This window comes from Paraliobacillus sp. X-1268 (assembly GCF_003426095.1).
GTDB lineage: Bacteria > Bacillota > Bacilli > Bacillales > Amphibacillaceae > Paraliobacillus_A > Paraliobacillus_A zengyii.
Genome location: NZ_QJSK01000027.1, coordinates 1 through 20,847, shown reverse-complemented (window position 1 = coordinate 20,847; position 20,847 = coordinate 1). Strand labels below are relative to the sequence as shown.

The 20,847-nt window shown below is 34.2% G+C and carries 18 protein-coding genes and 1 pseudogene; 1 reads left to right on the top strand and 18 read right to left on the bottom strand.

The window, feature by feature from the left end; genetic code table 11:
- Window positions 1–9 precede the first annotated feature (9 nt).
- From D2K62_RS17210 to spoIIID, 18 genes are all read right to left on the bottom strand, one after another.
- Window positions 10–903 (bottom strand): CgeB family protein, encoded by an 894-nt coding sequence (locus D2K62_RS17210; RefSeq protein ID WP_157967903.1) that lies wholly within the window; start codon window positions 901–903, stop codon window positions 10–12.
- A 90-nt stretch (window positions 904–993) separates the two neighbouring features.
- Window positions 994–2,937, bottom strand: coding sequence for a glycosyltransferase family 2 protein (locus tag D2K62_RS17205; protein ID WP_117161818.1), 1,944 nt, complete (start codon window positions 2,935–2,937; stop codon window positions 994–996).
- 30 nt (window positions 2,938–2,967) lie between these two features.
- Window positions 2,968–4,482, bottom strand: coding sequence for an ABC transporter ATP-binding protein (locus D2K62_RS17200; protein WP_112182167.1), 1,515 nt, complete (start codon window positions 4,480–4,482; stop codon window positions 2,968–2,970).
- 18 nt (window positions 4,483–4,500) lie between these two features.
- Window positions 4,501–5,286 (bottom strand): ABC transporter permease, encoded by a 786-nt coding sequence (locus D2K62_RS17195; RefSeq protein WP_112182168.1) that lies wholly within the window; start codon window positions 5,284–5,286, stop codon window positions 4,501–4,503.
- 94 nt (window positions 5,287–5,380) lie between these two features.
- Entirely contained in the window at window positions 5,381–6,163 is a 783-nt protein-coding gene (locus D2K62_RS17190; protein ID WP_112182169.1) for a glycosyltransferase family 2 protein, read from the bottom strand.
- A 17-nt stretch (window positions 6,164–6,180) separates the two neighbouring features.
- Complete coding sequence (locus tag D2K62_RS17185; RefSeq protein WP_112182170.1) at window positions 6,181–7,332, bottom strand: glycosyltransferase; 1,152 nt, start codon at window positions 7,330–7,332, stop codon at window positions 6,181–6,183.
- A gap of 8 nt (window positions 7,333–7,340) precedes the next feature.
- Window positions 7,341–8,477, bottom strand: a complete 1,137-nt coding sequence (locus D2K62_RS17180) for a glycosyltransferase (protein ID WP_112182171.1) — start codon at window positions 8,475–8,477, stop codon at window positions 7,341–7,343.
- Between the two features lie 148 nt (window positions 8,478–8,625).
- The gene (locus tag D2K62_RS17175) at window positions 8,626–9,705 is read right to left on the bottom strand and encodes a glycosyltransferase family 4 protein (protein ID WP_112182172.1); all 1,080 of its coding nucleotides are present in this window, start codon (window positions 9,703–9,705) and stop codon (window positions 8,626–8,628) included.
- Between the two features lie 302 nt (window positions 9,706–10,007).
- Window positions 10,008–13,088, bottom strand: a complete 3,081-nt coding sequence (locus tag D2K62_RS17170) for an efflux RND transporter permease subunit (protein ID WP_117149609.1) — start codon at window positions 13,086–13,088, stop codon at window positions 10,008–10,010.
- Window positions 13,085–13,957 (bottom strand): efflux RND transporter periplasmic adaptor subunit, encoded by an 873-nt coding sequence (locus tag D2K62_RS17165; protein WP_112182174.1) that lies wholly within the window; start codon window positions 13,955–13,957, stop codon window positions 13,085–13,087. The genes D2K62_RS17170 and D2K62_RS17165 overlap by 4 nt, the downstream gene beginning before the upstream one ends.
- On the bottom strand, window positions 13,958–14,866 hold the full coding sequence (locus tag D2K62_RS17160; protein ID WP_112182175.1) for a TetR/AcrR family transcriptional regulator: 909 nt from the start codon (window positions 14,864–14,866) through the stop codon (window positions 13,958–13,960).
- Between the two features lie 189 nt (window positions 14,867–15,055).
- On the bottom strand, window positions 15,056–15,409 hold the full coding sequence (locus D2K62_RS17155; protein ID WP_117161817.1) for a hypothetical protein: 354 nt from the start codon (window positions 15,407–15,409) through the stop codon (window positions 15,056–15,058).
- Window positions 15,410–15,509: 100 nt separating this feature from the next.
- Window positions 15,510–15,932 carry a 3-hydroxyacyl-ACP dehydratase FabZ gene (gene fabZ / locus D2K62_RS17150; protein ID WP_112182177.1) on the bottom strand — a complete coding sequence of 141 codons (423 nt, stop codon included), beginning with the start codon at window positions 15,930–15,932 and terminating at the stop codon, window positions 15,510–15,512.
- 592 nt (window positions 15,933–16,524) lie between these two features.
- A complete protein-coding gene (locus D2K62_RS17145) occupies window positions 16,525–16,806 on the bottom strand; it encodes a DNA-directed RNA polymerase subunit beta (RefSeq protein WP_112182178.1) in 282 nt (93 codons plus the stop codon).
- Window positions 16,807–16,837: 31 nt separating this feature from the next.
- Window positions 16,838–17,668 carry a flagellar hook-basal body protein gene (locus D2K62_RS17140; RefSeq protein ID WP_112182179.1) on the bottom strand — a complete coding sequence of 277 codons (831 nt, stop codon included), beginning with the start codon at window positions 17,666–17,668 and terminating at the stop codon, window positions 16,838–16,840.
- 44 nt (window positions 17,669–17,712) lie between these two features.
- Window positions 17,713–18,540: a flagellar hook-basal body protein gene (locus D2K62_RS17135; RefSeq protein WP_112182180.1), complete on the bottom strand. Its 828-nt coding sequence runs from the start codon at window positions 18,538–18,540 to the stop codon at window positions 17,713–17,715.
- Window positions 18,541–18,738: 198 nt separating this feature from the next.
- Window positions 18,739–19,740: a rod shape-determining protein gene (gene mreB, locus D2K62_RS17130; RefSeq protein WP_112182181.1), complete on the bottom strand. Its 1,002-nt coding sequence runs from the start codon at window positions 19,738–19,740 to the stop codon at window positions 18,739–18,741.
- Window positions 19,741–19,985: 245 nt separating this feature from the next.
- The gene (gene spoIIID, locus D2K62_RS17125) at window positions 19,986–20,273 is read right to left on the bottom strand and encodes a sporulation transcriptional regulator SpoIIID (protein ID WP_112182182.1); all 288 of its coding nucleotides are present in this window, start codon (window positions 20,271–20,273) and stop codon (window positions 19,986–19,988) included.
- A gap of 395 nt (window positions 20,274–20,668) precedes the next feature.
- On the opposite strand from spoIIID, the pseudogene D2K62_RS17120 reads away from it, so the two are divergent.
- Window positions 20,669–20,847, top strand: a pseudogene (locus D2K62_RS17120) (IS5/IS1182 family transposase); the annotation flags it as partial.

Sequence of the window (20,847 nt, the reverse complement as noted above, 5' to 3'; positions counted from 1 at the left end):
GTTGTTCTTCTACTTATGTTTTTTAATCATTTCTATTAAAACGTTAGCTCTATTTTCAAAAGTGAAGTTTTTGTTCACTTCATCTTTTAAGTCATCAATATCTTTTTTTACTTTAGGATAAGAAAGTAAAACTTTCTCTAAACACTTTTGAAACTCTTCTTCATTGTTGTAATAAAGTATTTTATCACCAAATAGCTGATACAGTGATTCATGATAATCAGTTATCACTGGTAAACCACATGCTATTGCATCAAAAATCCGATTATTAATGAATCCAAATTCCTTCATATCTTCCCAATGGTCATTTAAGACTATTTTGGATTGTGAATATAATTTTCCTAACTTTTGATTATCTATATAGTTACCAACTATAAACTGTTTATCAAGGAATTCTGTCCAACCTCTTCCCCAAACTTTTAATGGAACACCCGAATCAGCTGCCCAGATTACGCATGGTCTTTTTACGTTCCTCGTGTTACCAACAAAAATAAAATCTTCTCTGTCATGATAATCCAAATCACCTTCATAAAACTCCTCAATATCCGTACATTGCAGAAGGGGATAGACTGGCACAGAGATTCGTTCTTTTAAATAAGTTGCATGTGTTTCAGAAGCTACAAACACGACATCATAGGATGCATATTCTTCTAGAGACACTGCCTCAGGATGGGATATGTTCCAAATAATATTAAAGTCATTTTCTTTTACTGTATAAGGGTGCTTTCCTCTTAATACTAGCACAACATCCGCTTTTTTATTATTATCCCATTCTCCATGGTAATCTGTTTCAACTTTCTGTCCCATTCTTTCTAAATATTTCATCAAAGATCGACCAAAATGAAAATCTCCCCATTTATCTTGACGCCAATCAGTTGGTGCAGGGTTTTTTATAATCCACTTCATGAAAAAGTCTCCCATCAATTCAGTTCAACCATATTATAATTTAAACATACGTTAACTAAATATAATATTTTTCACTGACTAATTTTTTATTTATTTCCTATCATCTTCTGATAAAGTAAATAAATTAAAGTTTTCTGCGTTATATTTTAATAAACTATCTATGCGTTTATCATTTGTTGGTATCCACTTTCCTTTTTTTCCAAAGTACTCTTCTATCCTTTGATTATACAACGTCAAGTTATCCTCTAAAGTGTCTTTTTGTTCAACAACAATATGAATATTTGTTGCATCTATAGAAGGAATGTACTTTTGATAATCTAACAAAATAGTTGGGAACCTTAAAATTAGATGGTTGCACGATACCTCTTCACCATACACGATTATTTGTACCAAGTCACCATCAACAGTATCTCTTATACCTGTATTTATCTCTTCTTTGGCTGGATAGTTATACTGATTCAGTTGGACAAGACCGATCTTTATTCCTAATTGTTTATATCTATTTATTTCATTTAGATTATGTTTAGTTGGACTTTCATCTAATCGGAAATCCGATATTAATATTACTTCAAAATGGTTTTTAACGGTGAATTTCTCTTTCATGGGTAACATAGGTCTTGGAACAGGAAACGGTCTCTTCTGTTCATAATCGAACGGGTACTTAAGATCCTCCGTGTTAGCATGATAATGAAGTTGTGCTTCTAAGTACTCTTTTCTAGCCCCCATGAAAAAACCTGGAAATCCGAAGAATGAATTTCCTGTTAAAGACCCATTTAACTGTCTTTGAAAAGAAAGAGGGCCAGTTGCTATCTCAACAACTGTTTTTTCCCCAAAACTCTTTTTTATTCTTTTAATGAATTCTGAATCAGCAGCAAAGCGAACAGCATCCCAATAGCCTACTTTATTTAATACCTTTTCTCGTCGGAACATTAATGATGACATATTACCAAAAATATAGTTTCCTGGTTTCCCTCTACGATAGAATTTTAAATCATTTGTAGCCCTGGCTTGTTCCGACATATTGGCAATAATACTCTTATTTTTAAGAAGATGCTCTGCCTGTAACTGGATTTTCTGTGGATGGGACCAATCATCTGCATCATTAATTGTAACAAATTCTCCTTTAGCTTCTTTTAAAGCCAAATTACGTGCTAAGTATGCTCCACCATTACGCTTTGTTTTTAATAGCTTAATTCTTTTATCCTCAGACTGATATTTCTTTACTATATCAAGCGTATTGTCTGTACTACAATCATCTACTACAAGTACTTCTATGTTTCTCCATGTTTGATTAATAATTGATGTAAGGGCCGTATCTACAACCGCTTCAGCGTTATAGACAGGAATAATTACAGAGATCTTTATATTGCTATTTTTATAATTATTTTTTATACCCTTCACAATTAGAGAGTCATAAGTTGATGATGCCTTTAAAGATTGCAGTTCTATTCGTGCAATGCCATACTTTCTATATGCTTTATTTATCCATTTTATTTTTTCTGATGGGGACTGATTTAAATTTGCATACGCAAGAAATAAATCTGGATGAGCCTTATTTTTAATTGCATTTTTAATTTTCTTTTCAGCTAATTCAATCTGCCCTAAAATCGCATAACTTTCTACTTCTAATATTACTGCTCTTCTTAAGAGATCTTTGTCTTTAACCCCTTTTATTGCTATGGGTAAGAACCGTAATGCCTTTTCTGCGTCTTCTACACTGTACTGATTTGCATGCCATAAGGCAATTCCCCATGACGCTAATCGGTTTATTAACGGATCATTTGGTGAAAACGCTAGTGATTTTAGTTCTTCATATGCTTTAGAAGTGAATCCTAAGTTGTATAGTTTATACTTTACATTATCTATTTTCTCTATTGCAGAACGTCTATTACCTTTTCTCATTAAACTTCTAATATAGCTTTTTTGCTTTTCAGAAAAACTTTTTTTAAAATAATTTCTCTGCTTAACAGTGAGAACATTATCAAGAATATACTGTGTTATGTCAGAACTTAAACGCAGTAAAGATTTTTTCATTACTACAACACCTATACTTTATTTAGTATTTTATTTCTTCTTATCATTAATCTTATCTCTATAAGCTTTAACAACTTCTTTTGATTCTCCGTCTGCAATTATTTTACCTTTTTCGATTAATATAGCCCTAGTACAAACTTTTTCAACAAAACCTAAACTGTGTGAAACAATTATAACTGCTTTTGCTTGCTCCATCATTCCTTGGATTTTTTCACTTGCTTTTTGTCTAAAAGCCATGTCACCCGTCGAAAGTGCTTCATCAATAATGAAGATATCAGGTTGTAAGATTGCAGCTATACTAAAACCAAGTCTTGCTCTCATACCACTAGAGTAGTGCTTTATTGGTTTATTGATGAACTTTCCTAATTCCGAAAATTCGACTATATTCTCATAATTTCTTTTCACTACATCAATTGGAATACCTAATAACATACCATTTAAATATATATTATCAGTCCCATTTAATTGTGCATTAAAGCCTGTACCATAACTTAAAAGAGCAGTAGTTTCTCCATTAACAGTTAAAACACCATGATCTGGACTAATTATTTGGGTTAAAGTTTTACATAGCGTACTTTTACCAGCTCCGTTATGACCAATTATCCCAACAACTTCTCCTTCATTTATTGTAAAGTTAAGGTTATCAAGTGCCTTGAATTTCCGTTTTTTTATTTTATACTCTACACTGACATTCTCTGCATTAATAACTACAGAATCTTTAATATCTGCATTAGTCTTTTTTAAGTCTAGTTTCCTTTGTGGTTTAGCGGTTTTCTTAGGGATCGTTGCTTCATATTCTTTGACAATGTTTTCTGGATCACCAATACTCATTATAGAACCCTGTTCTAACCATACAAGCCTATCACAATTCTCCAGTGCGTACTTATGACTATGAGTTACGATAATTACAATTTTTGCTCTTTGCACAAGTTCTTTGATTTTAATTGCAGCTTTTTTACTAAAAGCTGCATCTCCAGTATTTAAAGCTTCATCTAAAATTAATATTTCAGGATCTAAATGCGCTGCGACACTAAATCCAAGACGAGCTTTCATCCCACTAGAATACTTTTTCATTGGTTGTTCCATAAATTCACCAATACCAGAAAATTCATGGATTTCATCAAAAAACAAGTCGATTTTGACCTTGTCAATACCTAACATCATACCGTTTAAATATACATTTTCTCTTCCTGTTAAATCTTTATTAAAACCCATCCCCATTGAAAATAAGGTGGAAACTTTTCCTTTTACATTAATTGACCCTTCGTCAGGTTGTAGTATGCCTGTAATCACTTTACAAAGTGTTGTTTTACCTGAACCATTTGATCCAATAATCCCTAAAACTTCTCCTTTATATGCGACAAGATTAATGTCCCTTAATGGCCATGTTAATTTATTTTCTTTTTTCTTGTTTTTATTTCGCAAAAAACTTATGGTTTTTGATTTATAATCATCTTTTTTATAACCAGAATTAAATGACACACCTAATCCTTCAGTTTTTATGACCTCTTCGCGATTAACAATTTTATTTTCTATTTCCGACATTTTAATTATACCCTCTTTTTATAGTGCTTTAATGATCTTATGTTCATTTTTGCTATAGTAAAATAACATTAACAAAATGGTAACCACTGAAAGAGTCCCGATTACTATGAGACCAGTAAAGTCTGGAACTGTATGATACATTAGTATATCCCTGTAAGCGTTTAGTAGAATCGCAACTGGGTTCAGACTAATTATTAAATTAAATCCATCAGGCAAATGAGCGAGTCTGTCACTTTCCCATATTATTGGTGAAGCATAGAAGAACATTCTAATTATATGACTTAATATATTATCAATATCTCTAATGAAAACACATATATAGGAAACAAATAAGCTAATGGCAATTAACAATAATAATTGTATCAATATTATTACTGGTAATAATACAATATGCCAACTAGGAATTATTCCGAAAAAGCCAAGAAATATCGCTATTACAACTAAGCCAAATGAGAAGTTAAATAGTTGCGTTGATGACAAAGCTAATGGAAAAATAGATTTCGGTAAATATACCTGATTAATAATCGTTGTATATTTAGTAATTGCTTTTGCAGATGCATTAATTGTTGTACTCATCCATCTCCAAACAACCAAACCTATTACGAGGTATACCGGATAATCTGGACCACCTCTTCCTAATATAACAACTACTAAGAAGTAGTATACGACTACATTAAGTAGTGGATCTAATAACCACCAAAAATAGCCCAAATAGCTATCCCTATTTTCTGCTTTTATACCAGACTTCACAAGATATATTAGCAAATCTTTTCTTTTTAACATTTCTAATAAATAATTACGCATTTTCAGCACCGCCTAATAACTTTCTTATTCTCTAATTTGTTTTTTATATCGTTACACGCTACATAAATTGATAGCTAATCCCTCTCAATTATATTCAGGTAACATATCTGAAATATTCTTTCATTTTCAATATCATATAATGACTAAAATACCATATACTTTTCCATATATTTAACTTTTCAACCTTACGATAAACCATCCAATTCTGCCTGGCCATTTTCAATTTATTACTTGATATTGAATTTCCTCTGACCCTATATTCAGCTAATACTTCTTGGATCCCATAAGCTTTAAATCCTTTTCTAGTTAATTCTAACCACAGAGCATAATCTTGTCTTGCTCGTATATCATTCATTGTGATTTCACCTGTTAATGAAGTATCTATCATGACAGTTAGACAACCCACTACGTTCTTTTTTAACAATTGCTTATAATTAGCGTTTGTAGGTATATGAACTCTTTTAATTATTTTTTCTCCACTATCACTATTTTGCATTCTATCATATTCCGTAAACGAAAAGGCAATATTGTTTTCTTGCATGAAGTTCAACTGTTTCTTTAGTTTTCCTGGTAACCATTTGTCATCACTGTCTAAAAAGGCGATATATTTTCCTTTTGCTTTTTTCAAGGCTGTATTTCTAGCTATTCCAGCACCTTGATTATGTGGCAAAATCGTTAAGTTTATTCTATTATCATCTTTTTGATAACTTTTGATCAAATCAATCGTCTTATCCTTAGATCCATCATCAACAATAATCATTTCCCAATTAGTGTAAGATTGTTTTATTACAGACATAATTGTTTCATCGATATACTTTTCAGCATTGTAGGTGGGAGTAATGATAGATATTAATGGCATCTGTTCTTCGTCACGCATACCAGTTTCCACCTCTACTATACTTGCATTTTAAATTCATGCTTTACCATTAATTCTTTATACCATTCAACTAATTTCATCTCTTCTAAATCCCAATTTAATTCCTTCATTACAGCCTCTTTACCATTGTTACCCATTCGACTAGCTTCTAACGGATTCTTTTTTATATAATCGATAGCATTTCTGATAGCTTCAGGATTTGACGGATCAACTGTTATGCCACATTGATATTTTTCAATAAACCTACGCCACACTGGAAAATCAGAGCAAATAATCGGAATACCAACACTCATATATTCAAAAAACTTGGTTAATTCTTTTTTCATATAATGATCTGTTGGAGGAAATATAGCTAGTCCAGCTAACCAGTTCTTACTAATATATTTAGCATCAATTTCTTCCCTTTCAACGAAACGATTAATACCTTCGATAATAAGACGATCTGAATTACCTTTGGAATTAGTATACATGACTTCGGCAATTTGTCCTGGACATTTACCGATGAAATGAATTTCCACTTCCTCATCTATCAGAGGAATTTTAGAATGAATACTAGCACCTCTATCAAGGGAAACATTACCGGTATAAATCAATGCATTTCCCTTTGATTTATTTTCATTATAATGTTCAATTAATTTTTTATTTAGTTTCGGATAATTTAAAATGCATTTTCCTCTTGGATACTTTTCTTGATAATATTTTTCAGCTAAACATAGGTCCATTTTTTTCGAAAAAAACCGCTCCATTACATTATACACTTGTCCCATAAATCTTCTTAGTGGTTTAGCAATATACTCTTTTTGCATGATACTGGTGTAGTAATCTTCATGAATGTCGTAAATAACATGGTTGTTATTGTTCTTTAGCAACCAGCCTACGATAAGTAACTCGGGATCATGAAAATGATAGTAATCTGCATCTATTTGTTTTGCTTTTCGATATACTTGAAATGTAGACATAATCATTCTCTTCAATCTACTATTATATTTCTTAACAGGGATAATCGCAACATTTTGTTCGTCAGTAATTATACCATCATCACTAACTGGAACAATTAATGAGACGTCAAATCCAGCTTCTTGAAGTGATCTACATTCTTTATGATAAATTCTAGTGTCATAGGGATTGTGTACAGTTGTTAAATGTACAACCTTTTGTTTATTTGTCAATGCACAACTCACCCTTCAGTCTTATGATCTTGTAAATTTAAAGTAGCCAAAAAGGCCTTCTCATATTTACTTACGATATCTTTAGCATCAAAAAAACGAGCTCTTTGATAACCTTTATCAATAACACGGTTCAATTCTTCTTTTTCTAACGATAGTAATTGTATTATTTGGTTACTCATGTCATTATCGCTTCCAACTTCACACAAGCGACCATACTTACCATTATCTAAGACTTCTCGTGGGCCGGATTTACAGTCTGTAGAAACAACTAGCGTACCCGTTGCTAGTGCTTCCGCTATTACATGACTAAATCCCTCGTGGATGGAGGATAATACAAACAAATCTGCTTTTTTGAAATAAGAATATGGATTACGCTGAAAGCCGATAAAATGAACTCTATCTGCAACCGCTAATGTAGAAGCGAGATCCATTAATTCCTCTTCAAGTGGGCCTTCACCAAGAATGACAAGACGACTTTTTATTTGTTTATTTACTGTTGCAAAAGCGCGTAATAATGTATGTTGATCCTTTTGAGGTACTAAACGACCTGCTGTGATAATAACTTTTTCATTCGTATTAAATATTTCTGTGAATAAAGGATCTATTTCTTCATTCATTTTTTCATTAACATTTTTTAAATCTATTGGATTATAAATCACTTTAATATCATCAGGTTTGATCTTATACCTATTTACTAGATTCTGCTTTACACCCTCCGATAAAGAGATTATCTGTTTAGCGAATTTGTAGATAAAACCAAATCCTATAAGTTGTATATTTTCTTTAAACGTACCACCTAAATTATCCGCTTCTCTAATGACATTTTTTGCACCTGAGAAAGAAAGGGTATTTGCAAGAATTGCTATCGTGTTTACCCGTGGTATTGTACTAAAAACAATATTAACTCGCTCATTTCTTATAATTTTAGCAAGTTTAAAAATAGACCTACTTAACCTTTTTGTATCTAACTTTATAAATTTAACATCTTCTTTTAATTCTGATTCGTATGATCCTTCATAGTTTAACGTAACGATTATTGGATTAAACTTGTCGCGGTCCAAGTTATTAATAATATTTAATAACGTCCTTGCAGCACCACCAGCTCCCATTTGATAAATATAAAATAAAATCGTAACTTTGTTCATTTTAACAACCTTCCATTCAATGCCATTTATGAAACATATCCCAAACATTATAGCATAGAATATTAATTATCTTCATCATTGTTAAAGGGATTTGTTTTAACAACAAATCCCAAAAATTATTTTATATAAATTAAGTTAGAGATAAGAATTATAAATTAACCATTATTTTCACTTTATTATATGTTTTTTTCATCATTCCTATTAACGGCATTTTCCCTTTACCAATAACACCTGCAAGTTCTGCAAATATTTGTAGTAATATTAATACAATAAATGAGACAACTAAAGACAGGCTTAATGATGCATTCGAAAATAAAATGCCGAGCAAACCGAATAAAATTGCAAATGCATAGAGAATTAATACAGTTGACCGATGACTAAAGCCAGAAGCTAATAATTGATAATGAATATGTTTTTTATCGGCAAGCATTATATTATCACCATTTAACGCTCGTCTAATTATTGCAAATAGCGTATCAAATATCGGAATTGCTAATACTATTACCGGAATTATGAAACTAAATAACGTTACATTTTTAAAAAGCCCCAATGTCGAAATAACTGCAATAGAATAACCAAGAAACATGGATCCCGTATCACCCATGTAAATTTTAGCAGGATGAAAGTTGTGGAATAAGAATCCTAAATTACTTGCAATTAATACGATACATAAATATATCACGAAGATATGATGGTCTGTAATTGCCATGATCAAAATACTAACTAATCCAATAGTCGTTATACCTGACGCTAATCCATCTAAACCGTCAATTAGGTTGATTGCATTCGTTATACCTACTATCCACAAAAGTGTGATTATTATACTAAAGTTATTAAGATCTACTACTCCCAAGATAGGTAGCGTTATGCGATCAATAATTACACCAGCGTATACAACAGTTCCAGCTGCAAACAATTGGCCTCCTAATTTTAAGAAGGGTTTGATTTGGTATTTATCGTCTAATAAACCTATTATTATGATAATAATTGCACCTATTATGATCCCAAAATATTCAGGATGCTGCGGTTGTAAATAAAGCAAACCCAATCCCACACCTAAAAACATTGCTAATCCGCCAAGTCTTGGTGTAGCAGTTGTATGGATTTTTCTGTAATTTGGTAAATCAATGAATCCAAATCGAATTGCTATTTTTTTTATTGGATAAACTAAAAAAAGTGTTGAAAAAAACGATATAACAAAAGCGATCACTATATCTATAATTAACATTTATATATCCCCTACTTTATTTATTGAATTCTTTTATAATGTATAATAACTTCAAATATATATACTACTAAGAAAATACCATACATACCAGAAAATTTTTATTAAATTTATATTACACATCAAATACAAGTCACTTACATAATTAGACGTATCTAGACAGTAATTGGTTTCACATTTATTATAATTAACCTCAACGCTTAATTTTACCTTAAAATATAAAATAAACAATACTTTTTGTTGATATTATGTAACCAAAAAAAGACAGCCTTCTTTAATTAGAAAGCTGCTCATCTTTTATTTCTTTATAACTCTTCACTTTGTACTTTCTTCTTTTTTGACTTCCCTTTCATCTTTTCCGTTAGATCATCAAAGAATGTGTAAATAACAGGAATTAATAATAAGGTAAAGATACTTGATACGGTTAGACCGAAGATAACGGTAATTGCCATTGGTGCTTGCATTTCTGCACCTTCGCCTAACCCCATGGCTAATGGAATCATCGCTAAGATTGTCGTTAGAGTTGTCATAAGGATTGGACGCATCCTGCTGACACCCGCTTCAATAATCGCTTCAAATCTTCCCATACCTCGTGCGCGTAGGATGTTGATATAATCAACAAGTACAATCGCATTGTTAACGACAATACCGGCGAGCATAATCACCCCAATGAAGGCTGTAATACTTAGCGGCGTATTGGTTATAAACAATCCACCTATTACACCTACTACTGTTGCTGGCATAGAGAACATAATGACAAATGGGAATAAGAAATTCTCAAATTGAATTGCCATTACTGCATAGACTAAGAAAATAGATAATACAAGCGCTAAAGCCAGGTCAGAGAATGCTTCTACCATATCCTCTGCTTGCCCACCGATTGTATACGAATAGTCTTCAGGCAAATCCATATTACTTAGTTTTGTTTCAATTGCCGCAGAGACGGTACCTAAGTCACTGCCTGAGACACCAGTTGTTATATTAACTTGCGCCTGTTGGTTCTGTCTTGTTAATGTTGCCGCTGCTTGTGTTTGTTCAAATTCTGCAATTGTTTCTAAAGGAATTTGTGATCCTTCTTGATTTAAAATTAACAATGTTTCAAGATCACTAATCGAGTCTTGCGATTCTTCTGGATACGTAATTCGCACATCCATTTCATCGCCATCTTCTCGATATTGCATAACCGTTTGACCAGTGAAGCTTAACTGTACTTGCGTCATCACTTCTTGTTCGGTCAATCCATATTGCGCTGCAACTTCGTTATCTACAGTGATATTCAACTGTGGTTGTGTTTCAGATACGGAAGTAGTCGGATTATGCACACCATCGATAGTAGAAATCTCTGTTAATACTTGGTCAGCCAATTCTTGTAAAACCTCATGTTCTGGACCGTTCAATTGAACCTGAATCGGATCACCTGTACTGATTGCTGCGCCTACTTCACTTACCGTAATATCGGCACCAACAATACCCTCTAGATTATTACTAATGGCTTCTGAGACTTCTCCTGTTGATTGATCACGGTCATCTGCACCTACTAGTTGAATCGTATATGACGCTTGATTAGCGCTTCCACCCATCATTCCATTACCAGATCCACCAATCGATACATAACTAACATCGATGACATCTTGGAAATCCGCTAATCTTTCATTAACCTGATCAGTAACTTCTTTTGTTTTTTCCTCTGTTGTTCCTACTGGTGTTTCAACAGTAACACTTAATTGTCCTTGATCACCTTCTGGAATAAACTCTGTTCCAATAAAAGGTGTTAAAGCTAAACTTGCGATAATTAAGAACAAGCTTGTGAAGACTGTGGTTTTTCTGAATTTCATTACTTTACGTAATGCACGTTCATAACCATTGTTAAATCGATTCAATAATTGATCAAACCAATAACGGCGACCATTATCCTCCATTGCTTTGGTTAATAGCTTAGATGAAAGCATTGGAATTAAAGTAATCGAAACAACTAATGATGCGATTAAAGAAAAGGCAACCGTCATTGCAAGTGGCGCAAATAATTCAGAAGCAATTCCTTCAACGAATACAATTGGTAAGAATACTACTAACGTTGTTGTCGTTGAAGCGATAACAGCTGGCGCAAGTTCTGAGGCACCCTTTTTCGCTGATTCGACCATACTATATCCTTTTTGCCTATAGGAGATAATATTTTCGAGTATAACAATCGAACTATCGACCATCATACCAAGTCCGAGTGCTAAACCACCCATTGTAAGTACATTTAACGTTCCACCTGTAAAATATAATAAGGTAAATGTTGCGACAATTGCGATCGGAATCGAAACACCAACAACAAGCGTTGCCCTAAAACTTTTCAAGAAAAGCAATAAGATAAGTAAAGCGAAAACGCCACCTATAACCATATTTTGAATAACGGATGAAATAGATTGTTTAATAAATGTAGATGTATCTAAAACAACATCGAGTTCTACATCACCTGAAAGTGTTTCATTTAGTTCATCTATACTAGCTAAAATATTATTGGACACGTCGACGGTATTACCGTCTGATTGTTTCATAACGGATAAGACAACAGATTCTTCTCCATTTACTAACGTCGTACCTGAATCAGCAAATGTATCGATAACCGTTGCAACATCTTCTACATGGATCGTTGCACCTTGCGACGTTTGTAATATCGTATTGCTTATATCATCAACTGAAGTGTATTCACCATCAATACGAATTTGTAAATCCTTATCACCTTTTGCTACAGTACCTGCAGAGCCAGATTGATTCACTTGACTCAATGTTTGCATAATCTGTTGTGGTGACAGGCCATACTCTGTTAATTTAGATTGATCAAGTTCAAGTCTTATTTCCCGATCTTGACCTCCCTCAACTGATACAGAAGCTACGCCACCTTGGCGTTCAAACTGTGGTACAACTTGATCTTCTGCAATAGCTTGTAATTGCGCAAGACTATCACCAGATATACCTACTTGGATAATTGGTAATTGGTTTGGATTAAAGCGCAGTACACTCGGCTCTCCTGCACTTTCAGGAAGAAGACCTTTCACTTGATCAACGCTTTCTCTTACTTCTAAGAGTGCATTATCCAAATCTGTTCCCGTATCAAACATCATAACCACAAGCGATGAACCTGTTTGTGATTGTGTTTGAATAGATTGAATCCCCTGAATGGAACCTAATGCAGATTCTATTGGTTGACTAACTTGTTTTTCCACTTCTTCTGGTGCAGCATCTGGATAATTCACTGCTACTACCGCTATAGGTAAGTCAATTTCCGGAAGCAAATCGATTGCTAGATTACGTACCGAAATAATGCCTAGTGCGATAATCGCAAGAACAATCATCACTACACCGACTGGTCTTTTGACGGATTGATCTACTAACTTCACGATTCACTTCCCCCGTTTGCTACTTGTATTTTACTACCATCTGAAAGGGTTAATTGACCGCTAGTTACGATTTCATTTCCTTCTTCCAGTTCCGCTTCAATTGCAGTCACATCAGTTTGTGATTTTATAACTGTAACTAATGTTTTACTTACTGTATCGCCATCTACAAGATAGACAAATGACTCGTCACCCTCTTCAATTAGTGATGCAGTTGGAATTAAAAGCGTGTCCTCAATTCTTTCTTCCGTTAACGAAACAACTGCTACCATACCTGCTTTCCATTGATTTTCTTCGTTATCAACTACTAATTCAACAGGGAATAAACCTGATTCGTTAAGTAACGATGGGATATAGTCAATTGTGGCAGTAGATGATTCTTCTTCATCAGCAAATCTTATTTCAACTTCTTCATCCATTTCAAATAATTCTAAATTTGTTCCAGTAACATCAACTTGAATGGTCAGTTGATCTAAATCTGCAATTACTGCGACTGGATCTGTATTTGAAACCATTGAACCTTCTGTTGCTGTAAGACTTGTCACTTCTCCATCATTTTGAGCGACAATTTCGAATGACTGTCCCGTTTCAGCTGCAATGATTGTCATCAAAACATCATCTTCTTCGACTTGATCACCATTTGAAACTTCTAGACTGTCTACTTCACCAGCCATTGGTGCCATTATTGGCGTTGTTTCTACCGGTGTAGAGCGGCCATAAAAATTCTTATCAATTGTTAAATTGCCCTTTGAGACTTCACCAACCTCAACTGTTGTTACACTTTCTTCTGTTTCTTCTGTCTCTGCGTCTTCCTCTGTACAAGCAACTAATACGAATAGTAATGCAAGTAGCGGCATCCAAATCTTTTTCATTTACTGGTCCCCCTCATTCTTTTTTATATCTATTGTTGGTACGGATATATTTAATGCAACAGCGATTTTTTCACTTATTTGTTGTAACGATGGTATTGCACAAAGTTGTGTCAGCATACCTTTTAAGATGAGTTCATTTTTGTTATCCTTTTCTAATTCATCATTTATCATAACCACAGCTTCTCGTAACTGTGTTTTCTGAACAACTTCTAGACTAGAATCGTTAATTAGTCGACTTAATTGGTCCATAAGTAATGGCACACTTTCGTTAGTTGATTGATTTCCTTTAATAAAATCATAGGAAAGTTGATCTAGTGTAATTTGTGGTTTCGCATTTGAATTAATTAGGCCATTAATTATATCATCTAAGCGGTCAACAACGAATTGCGCAAGGTTACCCGTATCAAGTTGTAAGTTATGCAGGACAATCGACTTAAAATAGCCTTGTAACATTCCATCTAATTGAATCGATATATCTACAATATACTTATCTGTTTCTTTACCATAAATCTCCTTCACACTTTTTTGAATCCACTCAAAACCTTGCTTATTCAGTTTAATAACTAATTGGTCAATTTTATTACCTACTTGTAAATTGTCCCGAAATTGCATAATGACATATTCTTTATGATTTGAAATTAGGTCAAAAAACATTTTTAATTGCTCAACAAGTTTTGTTTTACCATCTTTGTCTTGCTGTTGGATTTTTGCTACTTTATCCATTACCATGGAAGTGTAGTATTCAAATATGGCAATTGTCAGTTCTTCTTTTGAATGAAAGTATAAATAAAAAGCCCCTTTTGACACCTCACTTTTCTTAGCTATTTCTTGAATTGAAGTTGCATGAAAACCGCTTTCAGCAAATAACTTCATACTTTCTTCGATAATTCGTTTTTTCTTTTCATTCACTATTTTCACCTGGTTCTATTTTTATTTACGAATAAGGTTAGGAAAAGTTTCTTTTATGAATGACCAGTCAGTCAATCAGAATTATACTATATCATGAAAGTAAAACACGATGCAATTAATAGAACTTCTTTCTATTATTGCAAAAAGGAACCCGGAATTACATCCAAGTTCCTTTTGCTCATGTTGTTTCTATTCTTCTTCTTTTTCCATTGTATCTTCATTGCCAGTGTCGTCTGCTTGATCTGTGTCTTGATCGATTTCAGCTTCGCCTTCTTCTGTTTCGGTACCTGTGTCTGTTTCAGCATCCGTTCCAGTTTCATCTTGATTCTCTTCTGTACCTTGATCTTCTTCAGTTATATCTTCTTCCATTTCAGTGCCCGTATCGTCCATTTCTTCTTCTACTTCTTCACCTGTATCTTCCATTTCCTCTTCCATTTCGTCAACTGGTGCTTCCACGTCATCTTCTTCATCTTGCGCACACCCTACCAACATTGTAAAAGCAAACATTGGGATTAAGAATTTCATTGCGTGTTTTTTCATCATATATCATTCCCTCCTTAACAAAATTATTTTCTCGTGTAGTTTTCCCATATTCACAGAAAAATTCCTACTATCTAAAAATATTTTTTCAGGAGGTGAGAAATTACTGAATGGCAAACATTATTTCAGCTTCACATGCAACTACACCGTCGACAGTTGCGATTGCTTTACCTTTACCAATCGACCCTTTTAATCGTGTGATTTCTACTTCTAGTCTTAATTGATCTCCTGGTTTAACTTGGCGTTTGAAACGACACTTATCAATTCCTGCAAGAAAGCCAATTTTACCTTTGTTTTCTTCCTTTTTAAGTAAAGCAACTGCACCGGTTTGCGCTAATGCTTCTATAATTAAAACGCCTGGCATTACAGGATAATCCGGAAAATGTCCTTGAAAGAATGGTTCATTGATTGTTACATTTTTTTTAGCAACCACGCGCTTGCCATCTTCCATTTCAATCACTTCATCTATTAGTAAAAATGGATAGCGATGTGGAATCGTTTCTTTAATCTGTTGTATATCTAACATATATTTTCATCTCCTATATTTTTAATAGTTTATTTTTTTCGAAAAATTTTAATGACGTAATAGCTTGGAATTACGTTGATTGTAATGAAACTTCCTTACCCGCTCCGCAAGTAAACTGGGCTCGCTTTCCGTGGGCACGGCTTCAGCTAACTCGGATAAGCATAATTCGCTTTCCGAGTGGATCTTCAGCCCGTGCTGTTCCCACTGGAGTCTCACCCAGTTCCTTGCTTCGCTGGTCTAGTCTGTAAGTATCTTATGAACTACAAATAAACATAACAGTTACTAGTATCTTGAAAATCCTTCTTATTGTTTCTGTTTTACACAAGCAATAGATCCACTAACTAGCGGAGGAAGCAAATGCTTGACACTCCTACGGGAACAGCACGAGCCGAAGATCCACTTAGTAAAGCGTTCTTTGCTTTACTAAGTTAGCTGAGGCCGTGCCCGTGGAAAGGGAAAGTATTTGCTGACATAGCGAGTAACGTCAGAATTCTAATTCAAAGTTAATGAATCCCTCAAACAACACTTCTTGAGATAGTGTTTTATAATCACACTATAAAAATAAAAAGCTAATCGGTCTTGGGAGACGCGATCAACTTTCACCAGTAACAATATCTAAAATATGCTGCCATGTTTCGAATTCTAAAACTTCCAGTGCATTACCGTCCCCAAGTACACTAAAACCAACAATTAAACCAATAATAAGCGCCAAAAAAGAAAGTAGAAAGACAACGATAATACGAAGCCAAATAGGAAAGATGCGACGAATTGGTTTTTTATTTTGCTTTTTTTCAGCTCGTCGCTGCTTACGCTTTTCATTTCTACTGTTATCTTTTTTTTCTTCTTGAGTTACTTCTTTTGATTCAGGCTGCATGCTTGGTGACTCCTTCAATCTTTAGTCTGTTTTAACGTATTTGATTAATTAGTCCACTCATTTGATCACTCATTGAAATTGTTCTAGAGTTGAATTGATAAGCGCGTTGGGTTTGCATCATTTCAGTCATTTGTGTTGCTAAATCCACGTTTGAACTTTCTAACGCCCCACTTTGCAATTCAATATCATTAAACGCAACACCCTGAATGATGTCATCTGCAACATATGCTTCATCAGTTATGTCAGGCAAACGAAATAGGTTATTACCTACTGACTCTAAAAATTGTGGTCTAATTGCCTCCACAATCGCCAGTTGTGCTTCATTTTGTACGACACCATTTCGAGTTACTTGAATAGCTCCGTTTTCAGAAATGGAAACATCTTCTGCGCCATCAGCGATTACTATTGGGCCATTCTCACCTATAACGGAATTACCATCTGATGTTGTGAGCGCTAATTGACCGTCTTCTGTTGGATTAAGATATAACGTACCATCCCGTGTATAACGTGTTTCCGTAGCACCATTTTCTGTTACAGCAACCTGTAATAGTTGATTATCTTGTAACAAGGCAATATCCAGTCCACGATCCGTTTGTTTTATCGAACCTAATGCTAAATTCACATTCGTAGATCCAAGTTTTGCACCTGAACCTAATCGAATACCATCTGGCGTTAAACGTCCTTCTGCATTCGCTTCTTCATCATTCAAGTTATCGACTTGCTGAAATAATAAAGATGAAAATTCAGCTGAGCGATTTTTATATCCAGTTGTATCTACATTCGCAATATTATGCCCAACAAGATCTAACTTACTTTGAAGCTGTCCCATTGTTACGGCCGCTTGCACAGACATACGATTCACCTTGGTTCCCCCTTTGCCACGAACATGCTAACATTAGCTTTGTTTTATGTTAATCGAGCAATTTGATTTACTGCTTTATCCATACTTTGATCATATGCTTGTAATACTTTTTGATTCGTTTCAAATGAACGATAAGCTTGCATCATATCTGTCATTGCTTGCACAGCATCAACGTTCGAGTTTTCTAAGTATTTCTGTTGAATAGAAAATGTTACATTAGCGTTATCTCGAGCATTCTCGATTGCAACACCATCTTCTCCTAATGCAAAAAGATCTTCATCATCTTTTACCATATCATTCACATTAGGACTATAACCAATAGCTAGAGGAACCGCCTGCTCACCAATTTGTAGCACACCATCTTCTGATACAGTGAAGGTTTCACCATCGGTTTCAATCGGGTTTCCAGCATTATCGAGTACATAATAGCCTTGATTTGTAGTTAAAAATCCTTCACCATCGACAGTGAAATTACCATTTCGTGTATAGCGCTCTTCTCCATCCCCATTCTGGACAGTGAAAAAGAGACCACCTTCTTCATCAGGTAAAACACCATTAATCAGTGCCATATCAGTTGCTGTTCCTGTTTCTTTTAAACTTCCCTCTGTGAAATCAGGAATTGTTTCCTGTACATAAGCACCCGTATTAATTGATCCAATTGTATTTTGCATTGGGAAATTTAATTGGCCACTAGAAGTTTTAGTTGAACCTGACTCCATGCGTTGAATTAATAGTTCAGGGAAAGCTCTAATCGTTGCTTGATCCTGCTTGTAACCTGGTGTTTGTGCATTTGCAATGTTATTAGCTAATGTATCTTGTCTGCGTTGCTGTGCCATCATGCCACTTGCCGCAGTATAATAACCTCTTAACAAAGTACGATTCCCCCTTTCTTCGTTTGAATCATTTTCTATCCACTACAGAAATAAACGATCCATTATGTTAAACCTATTTTAGCATAAAATCGACAATTTGTGCGCTATTTTAGTGAAAGTAATCTGTCTAACTAGACAGTAAATACTACCAATATGTACTGGTATCTAGTTTTTTACAATTTTCGCAATGAAAATAACTTAAACTATTTTTCGCTTCTCAATTTTATCAATGTTCTCAAGCATAATGCCCGTTCCTTTTGCAACACAATTCATCGGCTCTTCTGCTAAGATAACTGGCACTTTTAATTCTTCTGCTAGCAATTGATCAATACCGTGTAATAGTGCACCCCCACCGGTTAGAATGATCCCTCGATCAATAATATCTGCAGACAATTCAGGTGGTGTTTGTTCTAATACCGTTTTACATGATTGCACAATTAATGATACAGATTCGTGTAATGCTTCTTCTACCTCGACAGAATTTATACTGATTGTACGTGGTAAGCCACTAACCATGTCACGACCACGAATATCCATTGACTCATCACGAGCCCCTTTAAAAACAGTTGCTACATTCATTTTAATATCTTCAGATGTACGCTCACCTATTAATAATTTATATTTACGTTTTACATAATTTAAAATTTCCCGATCAAACTTATCACCAGCCATTTTAATTGACTGCGAGGTTACAATATCCCCCATTGAAAGAACAGCAACATCTGTTGTTCCCCCACCAATGTCTACTACCATATTACCGCTCGGTTGAAAAATATCCATCCCTGCGCCAATAGCAGCAACTTTAGGCTCTTCTTCTAGGTACACGCGTTTGCCACCAGATTTTTCAGCCGCTTCTTTAATTGCCTTTTGTTCTACTTTCGTAATATTAGTAGGACAACAAATTAACATCCGTGGTTTAGATAAAAAACCGCGCACGTTAATTTTATTTATAAAATACTTTAACATTGCTTCTGTTACATCAAAATCAGCAATGACTCCATCCTTAAGGGGTCTGATTGCTTCTATATTTCCAGGAGTACGACCTACCATTCGGCGTGCAGCATCTCCAACTTCTAAGACACGTCCTGTTGTACGATCCATCGCAACAACTGATGGTTCATCAAGGACAATCCCTTTTCCTTTTACATGTATTAAAACGTTTGCCGTTCCAAGGTCAATCCCGATATCCCTAGAAAACATTCTTAGATCCTCCCTGCTAATAGTGTTACATTTTTGTCCGTATGATTATATACTACTTCTAATTATATATAATAGCATAGATAGACTGGTTTAGTTAATCATTTTTTAGATGATGTTGGATTTTTTTGTATATTTGGTTATAATTCAATATTTTTTTAGTAGTTTGTACGAATTTAGTATGATCATACGGTATGTCGACTTTATAAAATAGATTATTTAAACTAAGGATTGGGAGGATCGTGTGGTTATTGTACTGATTTCATTGTAGGCTCCGATGGTGTAGGTGGTGTAACTTGATACTTCATCTTGGTCGCTTCACCACCACGAAGGTGTCTGATTGCTTTATGGTGATCAAGAATATTCTTAACTTCATTTGCTAATTCAGGATTTATCTCTGGTAATCGTTCTGTTAAATCTTTATGGACTGTACTTTTTGAAACACCAAATTCTTTTGCAATAACACGCACCGTCTTTCTAGTCTCTACAATGTGGTTTCCAATACGAACCGTTCTTTCTTTGATGTAATCATGCACATCACTAGCCTCCTCGTGTTGTCTGTCCAAGGTGTGAATGAGACAAGGTGATAGTTGATGTCTTGTTTACTATTTCTTTTACATTTCTCAAAAGTAGGTGTTTTGGTTAGCGCTACATGATCACCTTAGACTTGCTTGGTTTGTATCAGTTTATTAGCTAAACTTTTTGATTATGATTAAAATTTGACAAGACAACAAGTGGACAACCATTGTTATTAAAAGGATCGCATAAAAAAAGAGGCTGGGACAAAACCCAGATAAACAATAAAAAGTTGCATCTTCCAACGGTAGTTGGAAGATGCAACTTTTTTATAAAATCGAAAATTTTAGTAAGTAAAAAAGGATACCTTCTGATAAAATTAAAGTACCACACAATAACAATCGGAGGTATCCTTATGTTTAAAGATTATAACATGAATCAAGTAATTCTGCCGTTAGATTTTGAAATGAAATTACAAAAAAATGATATTGCCTATACAATCCATGACTTAGTAGAACAAATACCTGATAAAGCATTTTCTGTTTTCTTACATGAAACAGGTTGTCCTGCTTATCATCCACGCATGATGATGAA